This window comes from Micromonospora sp. NPDC049139 (assembly GCF_055586845.1).
The window spans coordinates 320,429-336,865 of the sequence record NZ_JBVJHK010000003.1; the positions used below are offsets into that span (position 1 = coordinate 320,429).

A 16,437-nucleotide genomic window follows, 5' to 3' on the forward strand; every position below is an offset into this window, starting at 1 on the left:
GCCCGTCGGCTGGTTTTCTGTCGGACCCAGCGCCTAGCGTGTCCGCGTGACGCGAAGCTCAGGAAAGACGCCGGCGAAGGCAGGGGTGGCAACGATGGCAGCAGGGCCTGACCGGGAGAAGGCACTCGACCTTGCTCTCGCTCAGATCGACAAGCAGTTCGGCAAGGGCTCGGTGATGCGGCTCGGGGAGCGGCCGGTCATCCAGACCGCGGTCATCCCCACCGGGTCGATCGCCCTCGACGTGGCGCTCGGCGTGGGCGGCCTGCCCCGCGGCCGGGTGGTCGAGATCTACGGTCCGGAGTCCAGCGGTAAGACCACCGTGGCGCTGCACGCCGTGGCCAACGCCCAGCGGGCCGGCGGCATCGCCGCCTTCGTCGACGCCGAGCACGCGCTCGACCCGGAATACGCGAAGGCCCTCGGCGTCGACACCGACGCCCTGCTGGTCTCCCAGCCCGACACCGGTGAGCAGGCGCTGGAGATCGCGGACATGCTGGTCCGCTCTGGCGCGCTCGACATCATCGTGATCGACTCGGTGGCCGCGCTGGTGCCGCGCGCCGAGATCGAGGGCGAGATGGGCGACAGCCACGTGGGTCTGCAGGCCCGGCTGATGAGCCAGGCGCTGCGGAAGATCACCGGTGTGCTCAACAACACCGGCACCACCGCGATCTTCATCAACCAGCTCCGCGAGAAGATCGGCGTGATGTTCGGCAGCCCCGAGACCACCACGGGCGGCCGGGCGCTGAAGTTCTACGCCTCGGTCCGGCTCGACGTGCGCCGCATCGAGAGCCTCAAGGACGGCACCGACGTGGTCGGTAACCGCACCCGGGTCAAGGTCGTGAAGAACAAGGTCGCCGCGCCGTTCAAGCAGGCCGAGTTCGACATCATGTACGGCAAGGGCATCTCCCGCGAGGGCTCGCTGATCGACGTCGGCGTCGAGCAGGCGATCATCCGCAAGTCCGGCGCCTGGTACACCTACGACGGCGACCAGCTGGGCCAAGGCAAGGAGAAGGCCCGCGAGTTCCTCCGGGAGAACCCGGACGTGGCCGCCGAGATCGAGAAGAAGATCCTGGAGAAGCTCGGCGTCGGGGTCGGCGCGGGCGACGCCGCCGGTGGCCCGGAGCTGCCGCCGGTCGACTTCTGACCGGTCGCTGACCCGTGGCAGGACGACGCGCCCGCACGGGGCGGGGCTGGGATGCCAGTCCGCCCCGCGCGGGTGACGGCACGACGACGCCCCGACCCCGGCGGGGTCGCCGTGGCCCCCGTGCCGAGGAGATCGACCCCGAGGCGCCCGCCGCCGCGCCGCCCGACGAGTCGGAGCTGGCGCGGGAGATCTGCCTGCGCCAGCTCGCCGTCCGGCCGCGCACCCGGGCCGAGCTGGCCGGGGCACTGGCGAAGCGGGGGATCTCCGAGGAGGTCTCCGCGATGGTGCTCGACCGCTACGACGAGGTCGGCATCATCGACGACGCCGCCTTCGCGCGGGCCTGGGTGTCCAGCCGGCACGCCGGCCGGGGCCTGGCCCGCCGGGCGCTCGCCAACGAGCTGCGTCAGCGCGGTGTCGACGGCGAGGTCGCCAGCGAGGCCCTCGGCGAGCTGGACGAGGAGACCGAGGCCGAGACCGCCCGCGCCCTGGTGGAGCGGAAGCTGCGGTCCGCCCGCGGCGAGCCGGACGCGGTCTTTCGGCGGCTGGTGGCGATGCTGGCCCGCAAGGGCTACCCGCCCGGCGTGGCGATCCGGGCGGTGAAGGACGCGCTCGCCGCGCAGAGCGCCGAGGCGGCCGAGTTCGCCGAGCAGATCGACGCCGACGCGCTCGCCGACGCCGAGGGCGAGCTCGACCGCGACAGCCGCCCAGTCGACTGAACAGCCGCTCCGTCGACTGAGCGGAGCGGCGGCCGGAGGGGAGGGTCTGTGCTCAAGGCGTGCCTCAACGGCGCCCGTGGGTGCGACGAGCACCCGTCGGTGCCGGTCACGCCGGCCGACCTGGCCGCCGACGCGGCCCGCTGTGCCAGGCTCGGCGCCGGGGCGGTGCACGTGCACCCCCGCGGCGCCGATGGCCGGGAGTCCCTGCACCCGTCGGTGATCGCCGCCGCGCTGGACGCGATCCGGGCGGCCAGCCCGGGCCTGCCGGTCGGGGTGAGCACCGGGGCCTGGATCGAGCCGGACCCGGCCGCTCGGGTGGCCGCCGTCCGGGCCTGGACGGTGCTGCCGGATTTCGCCTCGGTCAACGCGCACGAGCCGGGCGCCGAGGCGGTCGCGGCGGCGCTGCACGAGCGGGGTGTCGTGGTGGAGGCGGGGCTCTGGACGGTCGACGCGGTCGAGGCGTACAGGGGCTGGCGGGTACCGGCGGGGCGCGTCCTCGTCGAGTGCATGGCCGAGGAACCGGCGGTGGCGCTGGCGGACGCGGCGGGCATGCTCGCCGCGCTGCCGTCCCCGGCCGCCGGGCCGCCGCCGGTGCTGCTGCACGCCGAGGGGCCGGCGACGTGGCCGATCCTCGCCGAGGCGGTCCGCCGGGGCCTGCACAGCCGCATCGGCTTGGAGGACACGCTGCGGCTGCCCGACGGGGTGGTCACGCCCGGCAACGCCGACCTGGTGACGGCGGCGGTGGCCGCCGGCGCCCGCTGACTCCGCCCCGGCGACGAAGCCGCGTTTTCCGCACGACTCCGGACGCCGGGTCGTCGGGTCGAGCCGCGGCGGGCGGTCCGGCCTGAGCAGGGCCGATGGGTCGTGAGGCCCCGCTGGCTGCCCGGGTTGTCCGCTGGTGTCCGTCGTGCAGTGAGCGCACGGTGACGCGACAACTTCTCTCCGTTCGGGGGGTTTGATCATGAGTTCTTGACCAGACGGCCCCGGGAGACCTAGCCTCGCCATACAGGCTCACATTGCCCGACCAGCGCAGGCTAAGCGCACAACATAGATCGCGTAACGGAACAGCATCACTTTGGCCGACTCGTCGGCCACTGGCGGCAGCTTCGGACAGGCCGGTCCGGGGCTGGCGCGACAACTGCACCCGGCCGCCGGCGATGCCCCGCGTGGGCACCGCCGACGGAACCTACCCACGGCCAGTCGCTCCGGTCGGGCGTCCACAGCCGCAGGGTGCGTGCCCACCGGCACCGTCGCTGCGGTCCCGACGTTCAGGGGAGGCGGCCATGGCGAGGCGGCGCAGGTCCACCGGGGTGCCGACATGAGCGGGCTGAACGTCGGGCCGGGCCCGCACCGGTCCCGAGCCGACCGGGGTGTGGCCGACCGTGTGACGGCCGTGCGGAACGGGGCGCCGGCATGAGCGGCTTCGACGTCGTGATCCTCGCGGTGGTGCTGGTCCTGACCGTGGTCGTGCTCGGGGCGGTGCTGCTGGGCGTACGGACGCTGCGCCGCCTCGGCTCGGCGCCGGCACCCGAGGATCCCGCCTTCATCGCCGAGAAGGACCGGCAGGAACAGTCCCTGGCCGCGCTGCGCAGCGCCGCCGACGAGGCCAACAGCACGATCGACGTGGCGAAGTCCGCCGCCGCGGCGGCCCGGGCCGAGGCGGCTGCCGCGAAGGCCGAGGCGAAGGCGGCCCGCGCCGAGGCACGCCGGGTGCTCGACGACGCCCGGGCGGAGGCCGACACCATCCTGGAACGGGCCCACAAGCAGGCCGAGGCGGATGCGGAGCAGCTACGGACCACGGCCCGGCGCAGCGGCGAACGCGAGGTCGCGGTGCTCGCCGCCACCACCCGGGAGCAGGCCGCCGAGGTGGAGCGGCGGGCGGCCCGGATGGACGAGCGCGAGCGGCTGCACACCGAGGAGGTGGAGCGGCTCGCCGAGCGGGAGCGCCAGCTCACGGCCGCCAGCGCGGCCCTGGCCGCCCGCGGCGCCGCGCTCGACCAGCGGGAGGCGGAGCTGGCCGAGGCGGAGGAGCAGCGGCGCCGGGAGTTGGAGCGGGTCGCCGGGCTCACCGCCGACACGGCCCGGGCGGAGTTGATCGAGGCGATCGAGGGCCAGGCCAAGCGGGAGGCCGCGCTGCTGGTCCGGGACATCGAGTCCGACGCGCGCAACACCGCCGAGCAGCGCGCCCGGCACATCGTCGTCGACGCGATCCAGCGGGTCGCCAGCGAGCAGACCGCGGAGAGCGTGGTCAGCGTCCTGCACCTGCCCGGCGACGAGATGAAGGGGCGGATCATCGGCCGGGAGGGCCGCAACATCCGCGCCTTCGAGTCGGTCACCGGGGTCAACCTGATCATCGACGACACCCCCGAGGCGGTGCTGCTCTCCTGCTTCGACCCGGTGCGCCGGGAGGTCGGCCGGCTCACCCTGGAGAAGCTGGTGCTGGACGGGCGGATCCACCCGCACCGGATCGAGGAGGTCTACGACCTGGCCCGGCACGAGGTGGAGGAGCTGTGCCAGCGGGCCGCCGAGGACGCCCTGGTCGAGGTCGGCATCACCGAGATCCACCCGGAGCTGGTCACCCTGCTCGGCCGGCTGCGCTACCGGACGTCGTACGGGCAGAACGTGCTCAAGCACCTGGTGGAGACCGCGCACATCGCCGGGATCATGGCGGCCGAGCTGCGGCTCGACGTGCCGACCATCAAGCGCTCGGCGTTCCTGCACGACATCGGCAAGGCGCTGACCCACGAGGTGGAGGGCAGCCACGCCATCATCGGCGCCGATCTCGCCCGCAAGTACGGCGAGAGCGAGGACGTCGTCCACGCCATCGAGGCGCACCACAACGAGGTGCCGCCGCAGACCATCGAGGCCGTCCTCACCCAGGCGTCCGACGCCTGCTCCGGCGGGCGGCCCGGGGCGCGGCGGGAGAGCCTGGAGGCGTACGTCAAGCGGCTGGAGCGGATCGAGGAGATCGCGGCCGGCAAGCTCGGCGTGGAGAAGGTCTTCGCCATGCAGGCCGGCCGCGAGATCCGGGTGATGGTCAAGCCGGACGACGTGGATGACATCGGCTCCGCCGTGCTGGCCCGGGACGTGGCGAAGCAGATCGAGGAGGAGCTGACGTACCCGGGGCAGATCCGGGTGACCGTGGTCCGCGAGTCCCGGGTCACCGAGATCGCGCGCTGAACACCTGACCCCCGGGCACCCGGGGAGGCGGCCACCAGGCCGAGGGACTGCGAAAGGGCCGGCCCGGTTTCCCGGGCCGGCCCTTTCGGCGTCGTGGGTTCGGGTCAGTTGCCGCCCGCGCCGCCGCCCGCGCCGCCGCCCTCGGCCTGCGCGATGAGGGCGGCGGCCGGAGGCTGCTGCGCCGGGGTGCCGGCGGTCTTGCGGCCCCGGGAGAGCCGGTGCTGGACGTACTGGGCCAGCTTCGACAGCGAGTAGTTCACCAGGATGAACATCACCGCGATCACGACGTAGACCTGGATCGGGTTGTCCAGCACGCCGATGAGCTGCTTGCCGATGTTCAGGGTCTCCTCGTAGCTGATGATGAAGCCCAGCGAGGTGTCCTTGAGCACCACGACGAGCTGGCTGATCAGCGCCGGCAGCATGATCCGGAAGGCCTGCGGCAGCAGGATCATCCGGGTGGTCTGCAGCGGGGAGAGGCCGATCGCGGCCGCCGCCTCGGCCTGCCCGCCGGGCAGGCCCTCCATGCCGGAGCGGAGGATCTCGGCGATGACCACCGAGTTGTAGATGGTCAGGCCGATGACCAGGTACCACAGCGTGTCGAACGAGACGCCGAACTCGGGGAAGCCGCGCGCCACGAAGAAGATCGTGATGACCACGGGCAGGCCCCGGAACACCTCGACGCAGACCCGGGTGACCGCCGACAGCAGCACGCTCAGCCCGCGCAGCAGGTAGGCCAGCGGCGTGGCGACCCCGGTGAACCGGCGGCGGGTCAGGCTCTTGAGCTGGATCCGCAGCACCGCGAGCAGGGTGCCGACCACCAGCGAGGCGACGATCGCCAGGGCGGCGGCGGTCAGCGTGTTCTTGAAGCCGAGGCCGATCCGCTCCCACACCTGCGAGAAGTTCTCGTTGGAGGGGTCGAGCAGGGGCCCCCAGAGCTCCATCGAGAACTGGCCCTTGGCGTCCAGCGGCTTGTAGATCAGGAAGTACGCGCCCGCGAGCAGCAGCACCGTCGCGACCAGGCTGCTGACGAGGGTGATCCGGCGCTGCCGGGGGCCGGGGACGTCGTAGAGGACGGTCTGCTGGCTCATCGGGCCACCGCCTGCCGCTTCTCGATCCGGTCGAGGAGCGCGCCGAGGGGGACGGTCATGATCAGGTATCCGATCGAGATGCCGATGGCGACGGGGACGAAGGCGTAGCCCTCGGCCGAGGTGAGCTGGTCGGCGGTCTGCGAGAGGTCGCCGACCACGCCGAAGAAGCCGATCAGGGCCGAGTTCTTGATCATCGCGATGATGACCGAACCGAGGGGCACCACGGAGGCCTTCCAGGACTGCGGCAGCACCACGTACCGCAGGTTCTGGCCGAAGGTGAGGCCGAGCGACCGGGCGGCCTCCGCCTGGCCGGCGGGGACGGCGTTCACGCCGGACCGCAGCGCCTCGCAGACGAACGCGGCGGTGTAGAGCACCAGCGCGATCAGCGCGAAGCGGAAGTACGGCAGGTCCGTGTCGAGCCGGCTGAACACCGCGTCCAGGCCGGGGATGCGCAGGAAGTCCGCGTTGGAGCCGAGGGCCGGCAGGCCGAACGCGGCGAAGAACATCACCACGGTCAGCGGCATGTTCCGGAAGATGTTGACGTACGCGGTGCCGACCGCCCGCAGCGGCGGCACCGGGGAGATCCGCAGTACCGCCACGACGGCGCCCAGGATCAGGGCACCGATCGCGGCGAGTACGCAGATCTGGAGGGTGAGCCAGAAACCACCCGCGAAGACGTCGAACTTGTCGATGAGCACACTCACGGGTCGGTCTTCCTCCCCACCCTCCAGATCGAAGGAATTAGATCAGTAGCGGTTGACGGTCGGGGCGGAGCCCAGCTGGGCGCCGAACTTGCCGGCGGTGCCGTCCCAGGCCTTCTGCCAGCTACCGTCGGCGAACGCCTTCTCCAGCGTGTCGTTGATGAAGTTGCGGAAGGCGGTGTCCTCCTTCTTCACCCCGATGCCGTACGGCTCCTTGGTGAAGTTGTCGCCGGCCAGCTTGAAGGACGCCTCGTCCTTGGCGACGTAGCCGAGCAGGATCACGTTGTCCGTGGTGACGGCGTCGACCTGGCCGCCCTTGAGGGCGTCGCGGCACTTGTCGTAGGTGTCGAACAGCACCAGCTGGGTGGCGACGTCCTTGACGTGCTTCTTGATCTCCTCGGCCGGGGTGGAGCCGGTGACCGAGCAGACCTTCTTGGTGCCGTCCTTGAAGGAGTCCGGCCCGGTGATCGTGGTGTCGTCCTTCTTCACCATGATGTTCTGGCCGGCCTCGTAGTACGGCCCGGCGAACGCGATGCGCTCCTTGCGCTTGTCGTTGATCGTGTAGGTCGCGGCGACCAGGTCGACCGTGCCGTTCACGATGACGTCCTCGCGGACCTTCGAGGGGGCCTCGACCCACTCGATCTTGTCCTCGGGGATGCCGAGCTCCTTGACGATGATCTTCGCGACCTCGACGTCGAAGCCCTCCGGGTCGCCCGACAGGCCCTTCTGGCCGAAGCCGGGCTGGTCGAACTTCGTGCCGATCTTGATGGACTGGGCCTTGTTCAGGCGCTCCATCGTGCTGCCGGCGGCGAAGGACTTGCTGCCGGCGCCGGTGCCCTCCTCGGCGTCGTCGCCACCGCAGGCGGTCATGCCGAGCGCCAGGGTGGCGGCCGCGGCGAGCGCCGCTACGCGCGTGATACGCATACTCATCTCCTTCTTCGACGGAACCGCCGGGGGACGGCGCGCTCCAGGTACGGACGCCTAGTGCGTGAGGATCTTGGAGAGGAAGTCCCTGGCCCGCTCGCTGCGCGGGTTGGCGAAGAACTCGGCGGGCGGGGCGTCCTCGACCAGCTGCCCGTCGGCCATGAAGATGACCCGGTTCGCCGCGTGCCGGGCGAAGCCCATCTCGTGGGTGACCACGACCATCGTCATGCCCTCGCGCGCCAGCGACGTCATCACGTCCAGCACCTCGCCGACCATCTCCGGGTCGAGCGCGCTGGTCGGCTCGTCGAAGAGCATCGCCTTGGGCTGCATGGCCAGCGCGCGCGCGATCGCGACGCGCTGCTGCTGGCCGCCGGAGAGCTGGGCGGGGAACTTGTCGGCCTGGTTGGCGATGCCGACCCGGTCCAGCAGGGCCAGGCCGCGCTCGCGGGCCGCCGCCGGCTTCTCCTTGCGGACCTTGACCGGCCCGAGGGTGACGTTCTCGAGGATCGTCTTGTGCGCGAAGAGGTTGAACGACTGGAACACCATGCCGACCTCGCTGCGCAGCTTCGCCAGCGCCTTGCCCTCGGCCGGCAGCGGCTGCCCGTCGAAGGTGATCGTGCCGGAGGTGATCGGCTCGAGCCGGTTGATGGTGCGGCAGAGCGTCGACTTGCCGGAGCCGGACGGCCCGATGACCACGACCACCTCGCCGCGCCCGACCGACAGCGAGACGTCGTCCAGCACGTGCAGCGGCCCGAACCACTTGTTGACCGATTCCAGCACGATGAGCGGTTCGCCCGTCGCCACGTCGTCCACCGTCCCTGTCGTCGCGCACGGGGTCCGTTGACCCCCGGTGCGGCAACTTTAGGCGGGTGGATGTGGCGGAACGCAAGTCAGTTGGTCACGGAGCGGTAACACCCTTGCCGCTCGGGGCCGGGAGTCGGATTTTGACTCCGAAACCGGTCCGCCCGTTGGCGGCGCGGGGGTGTGTAAAAGATCATACGGGGCATGACGGACCCGGTACGGCTGACCCGGTACGCCCGCGGCGGCGGTTGTGCCTGCAAGATCCCACCCGGCGAGCTGGAGAAGATGGTCGCCGGCCTCGGCCCGGCCACCGGCACTTCGGACCTGCTCGTCGGCCTGGACCACGGCGACGACGCCGCGGTGGTCCGGCTCGACGAACGGACCGGCCTGGTCACCACCGCCGACTTCTTCACCCCGGTCGTCGACGACGCGTACGACTGGGGGCGGATCGCCGCGACCAACGCGCTCTCCGACGTGTACGCGATGGGTGGCACCCCGCTCGTCGCGCTCAACCTGCTCTGCTGGCCGCGCGAGGTGCTGCCGCTGGAGCTGGCCCGGGAGGTGCTGCGCGGCGGGCAGGACGTGGCCCGGGACGCGGGATGCCACCTCGCCGGCGGGCACAGCGTCGACGACGAGGGCCCCAAGTACGGGCTGGCCGTCACCGGGGTGGTCCGGCCCGAGGAGCTGATCACCCTGGACGTGGGCCGGGCGGGGCTGCCGCTGTCGCTGACCAAGCCGCTGGGCGTCGGGGTGCTCAACACCAGGCACAAGGCCACCGGCGAGAGCTTCCCCGAGGCGGTCGCCGCGATGACCACCCTCAACCGGGACGCCGCGCGGGCCGCGGTGGCGGCCGGTGTGCGCTGCGGCACCGACGTGACCGGCTTCGGTCTGCTCGGGCACGCGTCCAAGATGGCCCGGGCGAGCCGGCTGACGGTGGCGATCGACGCGGCCCGGGTGCCCTACCTGGCCGGCGCCCGGGAGGCGGTGCGCGACGGGTACGTCAGCGGCGGCAGCCGCCGCAACCTGGAGTGGGTCGCCGGGTGGACGGACTTCGGCGGGATCGCCGAGGACGACCGGCTGCTGCTGGCCGACGCGCAGACGTCGGGCGGCCTGCTGGTCGCCGGCGAACTGCCGGGCGCCACCGTGGTCGGCGAGCTGCTGCCCCCCGGCGAGCACCGGGTCGTCGTGCGCTGACCGACCCGGTCGGAACGGGCGCGCCACGGAGCGGGAAGTTCCGGGCGGGGCACCGTACCCGATAAACTGTCATCTTTCGGCCACTCGGAGCGATGGTGCCCGAGGAAATTTTGCCCGGAATGGTCACAGACCGGTAACTTGCCCCCGGCTGAGGTCATATGCCCCCCACCATCGTCAGTAAGGCCCGATCCGGAGGCCGGTGGGACGAGCACAGCGAGGAGGCGGCATGACCGAGCTGTGGAACTGGAGAATCGACCAGGTGCGGCCGGTGGAGGTCTACCCGGCACTGGCCGAGGCACTCGGTCGGGTGGTGATGCCCCTGGCGGCGGCCGACCCGGCCCGGCTGCCGACGCACGCGGTGATCTGTGACGTCTGGCAGGCGCCGGGGGAGTTCGCCACCATCGTGGACTGCTACGGCGTGCCCGACGGGCTCCCCGAGCACGCCAGCATCGCCGCGCTGGCGCGGCTGCTGGACCGCAACTGCCTGCTGCGCGACGACACCCTCGACGCCGGCCGGCACCTGCTCGTGGCCCCCGACGGCACGATCCGGCCGGTGCACTTCGACGTCCGCGAGACCGACGACGGCGAGGTGCTCGGCAACCAGCGGCTCTGCACCGAGGCCGATCCCCGCTGCCGCGGCTGGTCGCAGTGCCACCGCTCACGCTGGGCCCCCGACTCGGTGCTGCCCGCGCTCGCCGCCGCCTGAGACCAGCCGCGCCAGCACGCGGGACGGCTCCCGCGGCGGCCCAGCGGGCGGCGGGGTCAGCTCGCCGGGCGGGCGGAGCGGCCGCCGCGTACCTCCAGCTCGTTCAGCAGGGTCGCGGTGGCCGCGGCGACCGCGGCGACCGCCGCGTCGAAGGCCGCGGCGTTGTGCGCGGCGGGCCTGCGGAAGCCCGAGATCTTCCGGACGTACTGCAGGGCGGCGGCCTCGACGTCGGCCGGGCTCACCTCGGCGACGTACGGCTCACGAAGGGTCTTGATGCTCCGGCACACGGCTCCTCCTCGTTCGGTTCGGGATTCTCGCCCGGATACGCTGTCCGGGTCATGACTACCGCAGCGGCGAGCAGCCCGCGCACCTACCAGGTGCGCACGTACGGCTGCCAGATGAACGTGCACGACTCCGAGCGCATCTCCGGGCTGCTGGAGCAGGCGGGCTACGTGCGCGCCGCCGAGGCCGACGACAACCCGGACGTGGTGGTGTTCAACACCTGCGCGGTCCGGGAGAATGCCGACAACCGGCTCTACGGCAACCTCGGTCACCTGCGCCCCGTCAAGGACAGGCACCCGGGGATGCAGATCGCCGTCGGCGGCTGCCTCGCCCAGAAGGACCGCGGCGAGATCGTCCGCAAGGCGCCCTGGGTGGACGTGGTCTTCGGCACGCACAACATCGGGTCGCTGCCGGTGCTGCTGGAGCGGGCCCGGCACAACGCCGCCGCCGAGGTGGAGATCATCGAGTCCCTCGACGTCTTCCCCTCGACGCTGCCCACCCGGCGCGAGTCCACGTACGCCGGCTGGGTGTCGATCTCCGTCGGCTGCAACAACACCTGCACGTTCTGCATCGTGCCCTCCCTGCGCGGCAAGGAGAAGGACCGCCGCCCCGGCGACATCCTCTCCGAGGTGCGCGCCCTGGTCGACGAGGGCGTGCTGGAGGTGACCCTGCTCGGGCAGAACGTCAACTCCTACGGCGTGGAGTTCGGCGACCGGCTCGCCTTCGGCAAGCTGCTGCGCGCCTGCGGCGACGTCGACGGCCTGGAGCGGGTCCGGTTCACCAGCCCGCACCCCAAGGACTTCACCGACGACGTGATCGCCGCGATGGCCGAGACGCCGAACGTCTGCCACTCGCTGCACATGCCGCTGCAGTCCGGCTCGGACGACGTGCTGCGCGCCATGCGCCGCTCGTACCGGGCCGACCGCTACCTCGGCATCATCGAGAAGGTCCGGGCGGCGATGCCGGACGCGGCGATCACCACGGACATCATCGTCGGCTTCCCCGGCGAGACCGACGCCGACTTCGAGCGCACCCTCGACGTGGTCCGCGAGGCCCGGTTCTCCTCCGCGTTCACCTTCCAGTACTCGAAGCGCCCCGGCACCCCCGCCGCCACGATGGAGGGCCAGCTCCCCAAGCAGGTCGTCCAGGAGCGCTACGAGCGGCTGGTCGCCTGCGTGGAGGAGATCACCTGGGCGGAGAACAAGCGGCTCGTGGGGGAGACCGTCGAGGTGCTGGTCGCCGTCGGCGAGGGGCGCAAGGACGAGCGCACCGGCCGGATGTCCGGCCGCGCCCGTGACGGCCGCCTCGTCCACTTCGACGCGGGTTCCCTCGCCGGGCAGATCCGCCCCGGCGACATCGTGCACACCACCGTCACGTACGCGGCCCCGCACCACCTCAACGCCGACGGTGAACCGCTGTCGCACCGGCGCACCCGGGCCGGCGACGCGGCCGAGGCGGGGCGCTCCCCGCGTACGCCCGGGGTGCTGCTCGGGCTGCCCACGATCGGCGCGCCGGCCGCGGCGCCCGCGCCGACGACGGGCTGCGCCGCCCACTGACCCACGACGGGCCGGCCGATCCCACCGCCGCGGCGGCTGCCCGGACACGCGAGAGCCCCCGGTCCGCGCGGACCGGGGGCTCTCGCGTGTCTCAGCTCAGCCGGCCTGCTCGGCGAGCTGGAGGAACTGCCGCTTCGAGGCGAGCGCCTGCTCGGCCTCCTTGATCCGCCGGGCGTCCCCGGCCGCCTGGGCCCGGGCCAGCCGCTCCTCGGCCTCGGCGACCTGCGTCCGCATCTGGGCCAGCAGCGGGTTGTCCTCCTTGGTGGTGCGTCGCCACGCGGAGTCCATCACCTCGCGGACCTTGTCGTCGACCGCCCGCAGCCGGCGCTCCAGCCCGGCCGCCGCCTCGCGGGGCACCCGGCCGGCCTCGTGCCACTGCGCCTGGATCTCCCGCAGCTTGGCCTGCGCGCCCTTCGGGTCGCCGTCGACGTCCAGCGCCTCGGCCTCGGCGAGCAGCGCCTGCTTGCGCTCCAGGTTGGCCCGCTGCTCGTTGTCGCGGGCCGAGAAGACCTCGCTGCGCCGGGTGAAGAACTCGTCCTGCGCGGCCCGGAACCTCTCCCAGAGCTTCTGCTCCGCCTCCTTGGAGGCGCGCGGGGCGGCCTTCCACTGGTTCATCAGGTCCTTGAGCTGGTTGGCGGTCGCCGCCCAGTCCGTGGAGTCCTTCAGCTTCTCGGCCTCGGCGACCAGCTCCTCCTTGACCGACTGCGCCTGCTTGCGCTGCGAGTCCAGTGAGGCGAAGTGGGCGCCCCGGCGGCGGGTGAAGCCGTCCCGGGCCGCGGCGAACCGCTTCCACAGCTCACCGTCGGTCTTCTTGTCGACCCCGCGGATGGTCTTCCACTCCTCGAGGATCTCCTTGAGCCGGTCGCCGGCGGTCTTCCAGCCGGTCGACTCGGCGGCCAGCTTCTCCGCCTCCTCCACCAGCGCCTGCTTGCGGGCGAGTGCCTCGCCCCGGGCGGCGTCCCGGGCGGCCTTGGCCTCGCCGGCCTTCTCCTCGGCGACGGCGGCGAGTCGGTCCAGCCGCGCGGCCAACGCGTCGATGTCGCCGACGACGTGCGCCTCGGCGAGCGAGGCGCGGATCCGGCGGATCGTCGTCAGCGAGTGGCCGGCGTCCGCCGCACCCGAGTTGAGCCGCGCCTCCGTCAGGTTGACCTCGGTCACCAGGTCGTCGAAGCGGCGGGCGAAGTGGGCAAGCCCCTCCTCGGGCGCTCCCGCCTGCCAGGATCCGACCACCCGCTCGCCGTCGGCGGTCTTGACGTACACGGTGCCGTCCGCGTCCACCCGTCCGAAGGCAGTCCAGTCGCTCATGTGCCCATCCTCGTTCTCCCGGCGTCGGGGACCGGTCCCACGATCGCCGCCACGGCGCAGCAAAGTTACTCCCGGCATTGTCACAGGTCCGCCCCCGTCCGCGTCGAGCGCCTATCGCCGACCGTGACCATACGGTGTCCTAGCCCCCGAATGACCGGATCGGCGCGGGGACGCACCGGGGGGTCCCGCTACGGTGAACGGGTGCCCCTGGTCGCCGCCGCCGTCTGCCCGCATCCGCCCCTGCTCGTGCCCGAGGTGGCCGGTGCCGCCGCCGCTGAGCTGGACGAACTCCGCACGGCCTGCGACGCGGCCGTCGGCCGGCTGCTCGCCGCCTCGCCTGACCAGATCGTGCTGGTCGGCGCCGGGCCGGAGACCGTCCGCTTCCGGGCCGCCGACTACGGCTCCCTGCGCGCCTACGGCGTCGACCGCCACGTCCGGCTGTGGAAGACCAACTGCGGCGGTGGGGAGCGGCTGCCGCTGAGCCTGACCGTCGGCGCGTGGCTGCTCGGCAGGGCGGGGACCGACCTGCCCCGGTTCGCCCAGTCGGTCGCCGCCGACGCCGCCCCGGGCGAGTGCGCCGCGCTCGGGGCGGAGCTGGTGCGCCGCGCCGAGGGCCGGGTCGCGCTGCTGGTGATGGGGGACGGGTCCGCCTGCCGGGGCGAGAAGGCGCCCGGCTACGACGACCCGCGCGCGCAGGCGTACGACGAGAGGGTTGCCCGGGCTCTGGCGGACGCGGACGCCGACGCCCTGCACGGCCTGGACCCGGTGCTGTCGGCCGAGCTGAAGGTCGCCGGTCGGGCGGCCTGGCAGGTGCTCGCCGGCGCGGCGGGCGCGGCGGGCGGACGCTGGCGTGGCGAGCTGACCCACGACGCCGCGCCCTACGGCGTGGCCTACTTCGTGGCCACCTGGGAGCCGGCGTGAGCGCGCCGACCGGCGGCCACCCGCCGGTCGGGACGGTGGTCGCGGTGGTCGGGCCGACGGCGGCCGGGAAGTCCGCACTGAGCATCGCGCTCGCGCACGCCCTCGACGGCGAGGTGGTCAACGCCGACTCGATGCAGCTCTACCGGGGCATGGACATCGGCACCGCGAAGCTCACCCCGGCCGAGCGCGAGGGGGTGCCGCACCACCTGCTGGACATCTGGGACGTCACCGAGCCGGCGAGCGTGGCGGAATACCAGCGGCTGGCCCGCGCGGCGGTCGACGACATCCTGGCCCGGGGCCGGGTGCCGCTGCTGGTCGGCGGCTCCGGCCTCTACGTGCGGGCGGTGCTGGAGCGGTTCGAGTTCCCCGGCACCGACCCGGCGGCCCGCGAGCGGCTCGAACGGGAGCTGGCCGAGACCGGCCCGGCCCCGCTGTACGCCCGGCTGCGGGAGGCCGACCCGGTCGCCGCGGCGGGGATCCTGCCCACCAACGGCCGGCGGATCGTGCGGGCGCTGGAGGTCATCGAGCTGACCGGGGCGCCGTTCACCGCGTCGCTGCCCGGCCCGACGCCGTACTACCCGTCCGTGCAGCTCGGGGTGGACCTGGACACGGCGCTGCTGGACGAGCGGATCGCGCTGCGGGTGGACCGGATGTGGGCCGACGGCCTGGTCGCCGAGACCCGCGAGCTGGTCGGCCGCGGCCTGCCGCAGGGGCGGACGGCCAGCCGGGCGCTCGGGTACCAGCAGGTGCTGCGCTTCCTGGCCGGGGAGATCACCGAGGGCGAGGCACACGACGAGACGGTCCGGGCCACCCGGCGGTTCGTCCGCCGGCAACGCTCCTGGTTCCGCCGTGACCAGCGCATCCACTGGCTGGACTCGGCCGCGCCGGACCTGATCCCGGCCGCCCTGCGTCTGCTGCCGGCCGCTGCGCGATGATGGGGGTGTGGAGTACACCAAGGGCCACGGCACCGGCAACGACTTCGTCATCCTGCCCGACCCGGACGGGGCGCTCGACCTGACGCCCGGGCTGGTCGCCGCGATCTGCGACCGGCGGCGCGGCCTCGGCGGCGACGGCGTGCTGCGGGTGGTGCGGGCGGCCAAACACCCCGAGGGCGCCGCCCTGGCCGGCGAGGCCGAGTGGTTCATGGACTACTGGAACTCCGACGGCTCGTTCGCCGAGATGTGCGGCAACGGCGCTCGCGTCTTCGTCCGCTACCTGCTGGCGTCCGGGCTGGCCACGCCGGTCGGCGCGGCGCTGCCGGTGGCCACCCGGGCCGGCCTCGTGCGCGCGCGCGTCGAGGGGGACGCCGTCGCCGTCGAGATGCGCCGCCCCCGGGTGTACGACGCCTCGACCGCCACCCTGGGCGGCTTGACCCTGCCGGGCGCGGCGGTGGACGTCGGCAACCCGCATCTGGTCTGCGCGCTCCCGACCGGGCTGGACCTGACCGGCCTCGACCTCACCCGCGCGCCGGAGTTCGACCCGGCTGCCTTCCCGGCCGGAGTGAACGTCGAGTTCACCGCGCCCGGCGAGCCGGTCGACGGCGCCGACGGGCACGTGCTGATGCGGGTGTACGAGCGCGGCTCCGCCGAGACGCTCTCCTGCGGCACGGGCGCGTGCGCGGTGGCCGCCGTGGCCCTGCGCGACGCCGGCCGGGACACCGGGGTGATCGCCGTGGACGTCCCCGGCGGTCGCCTCACGGTCACGGTCACCGAGGACTCCTGCTGGCTGGCCGGCCCCGCCGTCCTGGTCGCGGTCGGCGAGGTCGACCCCGCCGCCCTGACCACGCCCGCCTGACCCCAGCCTCCCCCTGCCCTTCCGCCCACGCCACCCGCCACGACCCACGGCGCGATCTTGCACTTCCGGCCCGTGTTTTGTCGGCTCTGTCCCGAATGCCTGGGCAGGAACTGCAAGATCGCCGGGGT

At 73.0% G+C, this 16,437-nt stretch carries 16 protein-coding genes; 10 read left to right on the forward strand and 6 right to left on the reverse strand.

The genetic code is table 11. The features are described 5' to 3' along the window. The first annotated feature begins 94 nt into the window (after positions 1 to 94). The 4 genes from recA to rny all read left to right on the forward strand — a co-directional run bounded on the left by recA (position 95) and on the right by rny (position 5,037). Positions 95 to 1,141, forward strand: a complete 1,047-nt coding sequence (gene recA, locus ACZ6Q9_RS08250) for a recombinase RecA (RefSeq protein WP_088995380.1) — start codon at positions 95 to 97, stop codon at positions 1,139 to 1,141. Between the two features lie 14 nt (positions 1,142 to 1,155). Next, complete coding sequence (locus ACZ6Q9_RS08255; protein ID WP_393265463.1) at positions 1,156 to 1,857, forward strand: regulatory protein RecX; 702 nt, start codon at positions 1,156 to 1,158, stop codon at positions 1,855 to 1,857. A 48-nt stretch (positions 1,858 to 1,905) separates the two neighbouring features. Next, positions 1,906 to 2,619 carry a 3-keto-5-aminohexanoate cleavage protein gene (locus ACZ6Q9_RS08260; RefSeq protein ID WP_393265460.1) on the forward strand — a complete coding sequence of 238 codons (714 nt, stop codon included), beginning with the start codon at positions 1,906 to 1,908 and terminating at the stop codon, positions 2,617 to 2,619. Positions 2,620 to 3,270: 651 nt separating this feature from the next. Further along, positions 3,271 to 5,037 (forward strand): ribonuclease Y, encoded by a 1,767-nt coding sequence (gene rny / locus ACZ6Q9_RS08265; RefSeq protein ID WP_396828190.1) that lies wholly within the window; start codon positions 3,271 to 3,273, stop codon positions 5,035 to 5,037. A gap of 104 nt (positions 5,038 to 5,141) precedes the next feature. Here the strand turns inward: rny and ACZ6Q9_RS08270 are convergent, their stop codons facing one another. Genes ACZ6Q9_RS08270 through ACZ6Q9_RS08285 form a run of 4 tightly spaced genes read right to left on the reverse strand, consistent with a single transcriptional unit; the run spans position 5,142 to position 8,563 of the window. Continuing rightward, on the reverse strand, positions 5,142 to 6,125 hold the full coding sequence (locus tag ACZ6Q9_RS08270) for an amino acid ABC transporter permease (RefSeq protein WP_393265455.1): 984 nt from the start codon (positions 6,123 to 6,125) through the stop codon (positions 5,142 to 5,144). Beyond that, complete coding sequence (locus ACZ6Q9_RS08275) at positions 6,122 to 6,829, reverse strand: amino acid ABC transporter permease (protein ID WP_357454096.1); 708 nt, start codon at positions 6,827 to 6,829, stop codon at positions 6,122 to 6,124. Before ACZ6Q9_RS08275 ends, ACZ6Q9_RS08270 begins: the two co-directional genes overlap by 4 nt. 42 nt (positions 6,830 to 6,871) lie before the next feature. Then, positions 6,872 to 7,750, reverse strand: a complete 879-nt coding sequence (locus ACZ6Q9_RS08280; protein ID WP_393265452.1) for a glutamate ABC transporter substrate-binding protein — start codon at positions 7,748 to 7,750, stop codon at positions 6,872 to 6,874. A 57-nt stretch (positions 7,751 to 7,807) separates the two neighbouring features. Beyond that, positions 7,808 to 8,563, reverse strand: a complete 756-nt coding sequence (locus ACZ6Q9_RS08285; RefSeq protein WP_393265449.1) for an amino acid ABC transporter ATP-binding protein — start codon at positions 8,561 to 8,563, stop codon at positions 7,808 to 7,810. Positions 8,564 to 8,755: 192 nt separating this feature from the next. On the opposite strand from ACZ6Q9_RS08285, the gene selD reads away from it, so the two are divergent. Continuing rightward, complete coding sequence (gene selD, locus ACZ6Q9_RS08290) at positions 8,756 to 9,745, forward strand: selenide, water dikinase SelD (RefSeq protein ID WP_396828187.1); 990 nt, start codon at positions 8,756 to 8,758, stop codon at positions 9,743 to 9,745. Between the two features lie 226 nt (positions 9,746 to 9,971). After that, positions 9,972 to 10,451 carry a hypothetical protein gene (locus tag ACZ6Q9_RS08295; RefSeq protein ID WP_393265444.1) on the forward strand — a complete coding sequence of 160 codons (480 nt, stop codon included), beginning with the start codon at positions 9,972 to 9,974 and terminating at the stop codon, positions 10,449 to 10,451. A 56-nt stretch (positions 10,452 to 10,507) separates the two neighbouring features. Here ACZ6Q9_RS08295 and ACZ6Q9_RS08300 read toward each other — a convergent pair whose 3' ends face one another. Then, positions 10,508 to 10,738 (reverse strand): DUF2277 family protein, encoded by a 231-nt coding sequence (locus ACZ6Q9_RS08300; protein ID WP_393265442.1) that lies wholly within the window; start codon positions 10,736 to 10,738, stop codon positions 10,508 to 10,510. A gap of 51 nt (positions 10,739 to 10,789) precedes the next feature. Here ACZ6Q9_RS08300 and miaB point away from each other — a divergent pair, with 51 nt between their 5' ends. Continuing rightward, positions 10,790 to 12,289 carry a tRNA (N6-isopentenyl adenosine(37)-C2)-methylthiotransferase MiaB gene (gene miaB / locus ACZ6Q9_RS08305; RefSeq protein WP_393265439.1) on the forward strand — a complete coding sequence of 500 codons (1,500 nt, stop codon included), beginning with the start codon at positions 10,790 to 10,792 and terminating at the stop codon, positions 12,287 to 12,289. A 96-nt stretch (positions 12,290 to 12,385) separates the two neighbouring features. On the opposite strand, the gene ACZ6Q9_RS08310 is transcribed toward miaB, so the two are convergent. Next, a complete protein-coding gene (locus tag ACZ6Q9_RS08310; protein ID WP_363704966.1) occupies positions 12,386 to 13,594 on the reverse strand; it encodes a DUF349 domain-containing protein in 1,209 nt (402 codons plus the stop codon). 150 nt (positions 13,595 to 13,744) lie between these two features. On the opposite strand from ACZ6Q9_RS08310, the gene ACZ6Q9_RS08315 reads away from it, so the two are divergent. From ACZ6Q9_RS08315 to dapF, 3 genes are read left to right on the forward strand one after another with little or no spacing between them, the layout of a single operon-like run. Beyond that, complete coding sequence (locus ACZ6Q9_RS08315) at positions 13,745 to 14,515, forward strand: class III extradiol dioxygenase subunit B-like domain-containing protein (RefSeq protein ID WP_396828184.1); 771 nt, start codon at positions 13,745 to 13,747, stop codon at positions 14,513 to 14,515. Then, positions 14,500 to 15,450: a tRNA (adenosine(37)-N6)-dimethylallyltransferase MiaA gene (gene miaA, locus ACZ6Q9_RS08320; RefSeq protein WP_393452569.1), complete on the forward strand. Its 951-nt coding sequence runs from the start codon at positions 14,500 to 14,502 to the stop codon at positions 15,448 to 15,450. The genes ACZ6Q9_RS08315 and miaA overlap by 16 nt, the downstream gene beginning before the upstream one ends. Positions 15,451 to 15,457: 7 nt before the next feature. After that, on the forward strand, positions 15,458 to 16,309 hold the full coding sequence (gene dapF / locus ACZ6Q9_RS08325; RefSeq protein ID WP_393451889.1) for a diaminopimelate epimerase: 852 nt from the start codon (positions 15,458 to 15,460) through the stop codon (positions 16,307 to 16,309). Positions 16,310 to 16,437 lie beyond the last annotated feature (128 nt).

What these genes read in the sequence shown, in the direction of transcription:
- miaB (WP_393265439.1), top strand. Translation starts at nt 10,790, where the DNA reads ATGACTACCGCAGCGGCGAGCAGCCCGCGCACCTACCAGGTGCGCACG.
- ACZ6Q9_RS08310 (WP_363704966.1), bottom strand. Translation starts at nt 13,594, where the DNA reads ATGAGCGACTGGACTGCCTTCGGACGGGTGGACGCGGACGGCACCGTG.
- ACZ6Q9_RS08295 (WP_393265444.1), top strand. Translation starts at nt 9,972, where the DNA reads ATGACCGAGCTGTGGAACTGGAGAATCGACCAGGTGCGGCCGGTGGAG.
- ACZ6Q9_RS08315 (WP_396828184.1), top strand. Translation starts at nt 13,745, where the DNA reads ATGACCGGATCGGCGCGGGGACGCACCGGGGGGTCCCGCTACGGTGAA.
- recA (WP_088995380.1), top strand. Translation starts at nt 95, where the DNA reads ATGGCAGCAGGGCCTGACCGGGAGAAGGCACTCGACCTTGCTCTCGCT.
- selD (WP_396828187.1), top strand. Translation starts at nt 8,756, where the DNA reads ATGACGGACCCGGTACGGCTGACCCGGTACGCCCGCGGCGGCGGTTGT.
- ACZ6Q9_RS08270 (WP_393265455.1), bottom strand. Translation starts at nt 6,125, where the DNA reads ATGAGCCAGCAGACCGTCCTCTACGACGTCCCCGGCCCCCGGCAGCGC.
- rny (WP_396828190.1), top strand. Translation starts at nt 3,271, where the DNA reads ATGAGCGGCTTCGACGTCGTGATCCTCGCGGTGGTGCTGGTCCTGACC.
- ACZ6Q9_RS08280 (WP_393265452.1), bottom strand. Translation starts at nt 7,750, where the DNA reads ATGCGTATCACGCGCGTAGCGGCGCTCGCCGCGGCCGCCACCCTGGCG.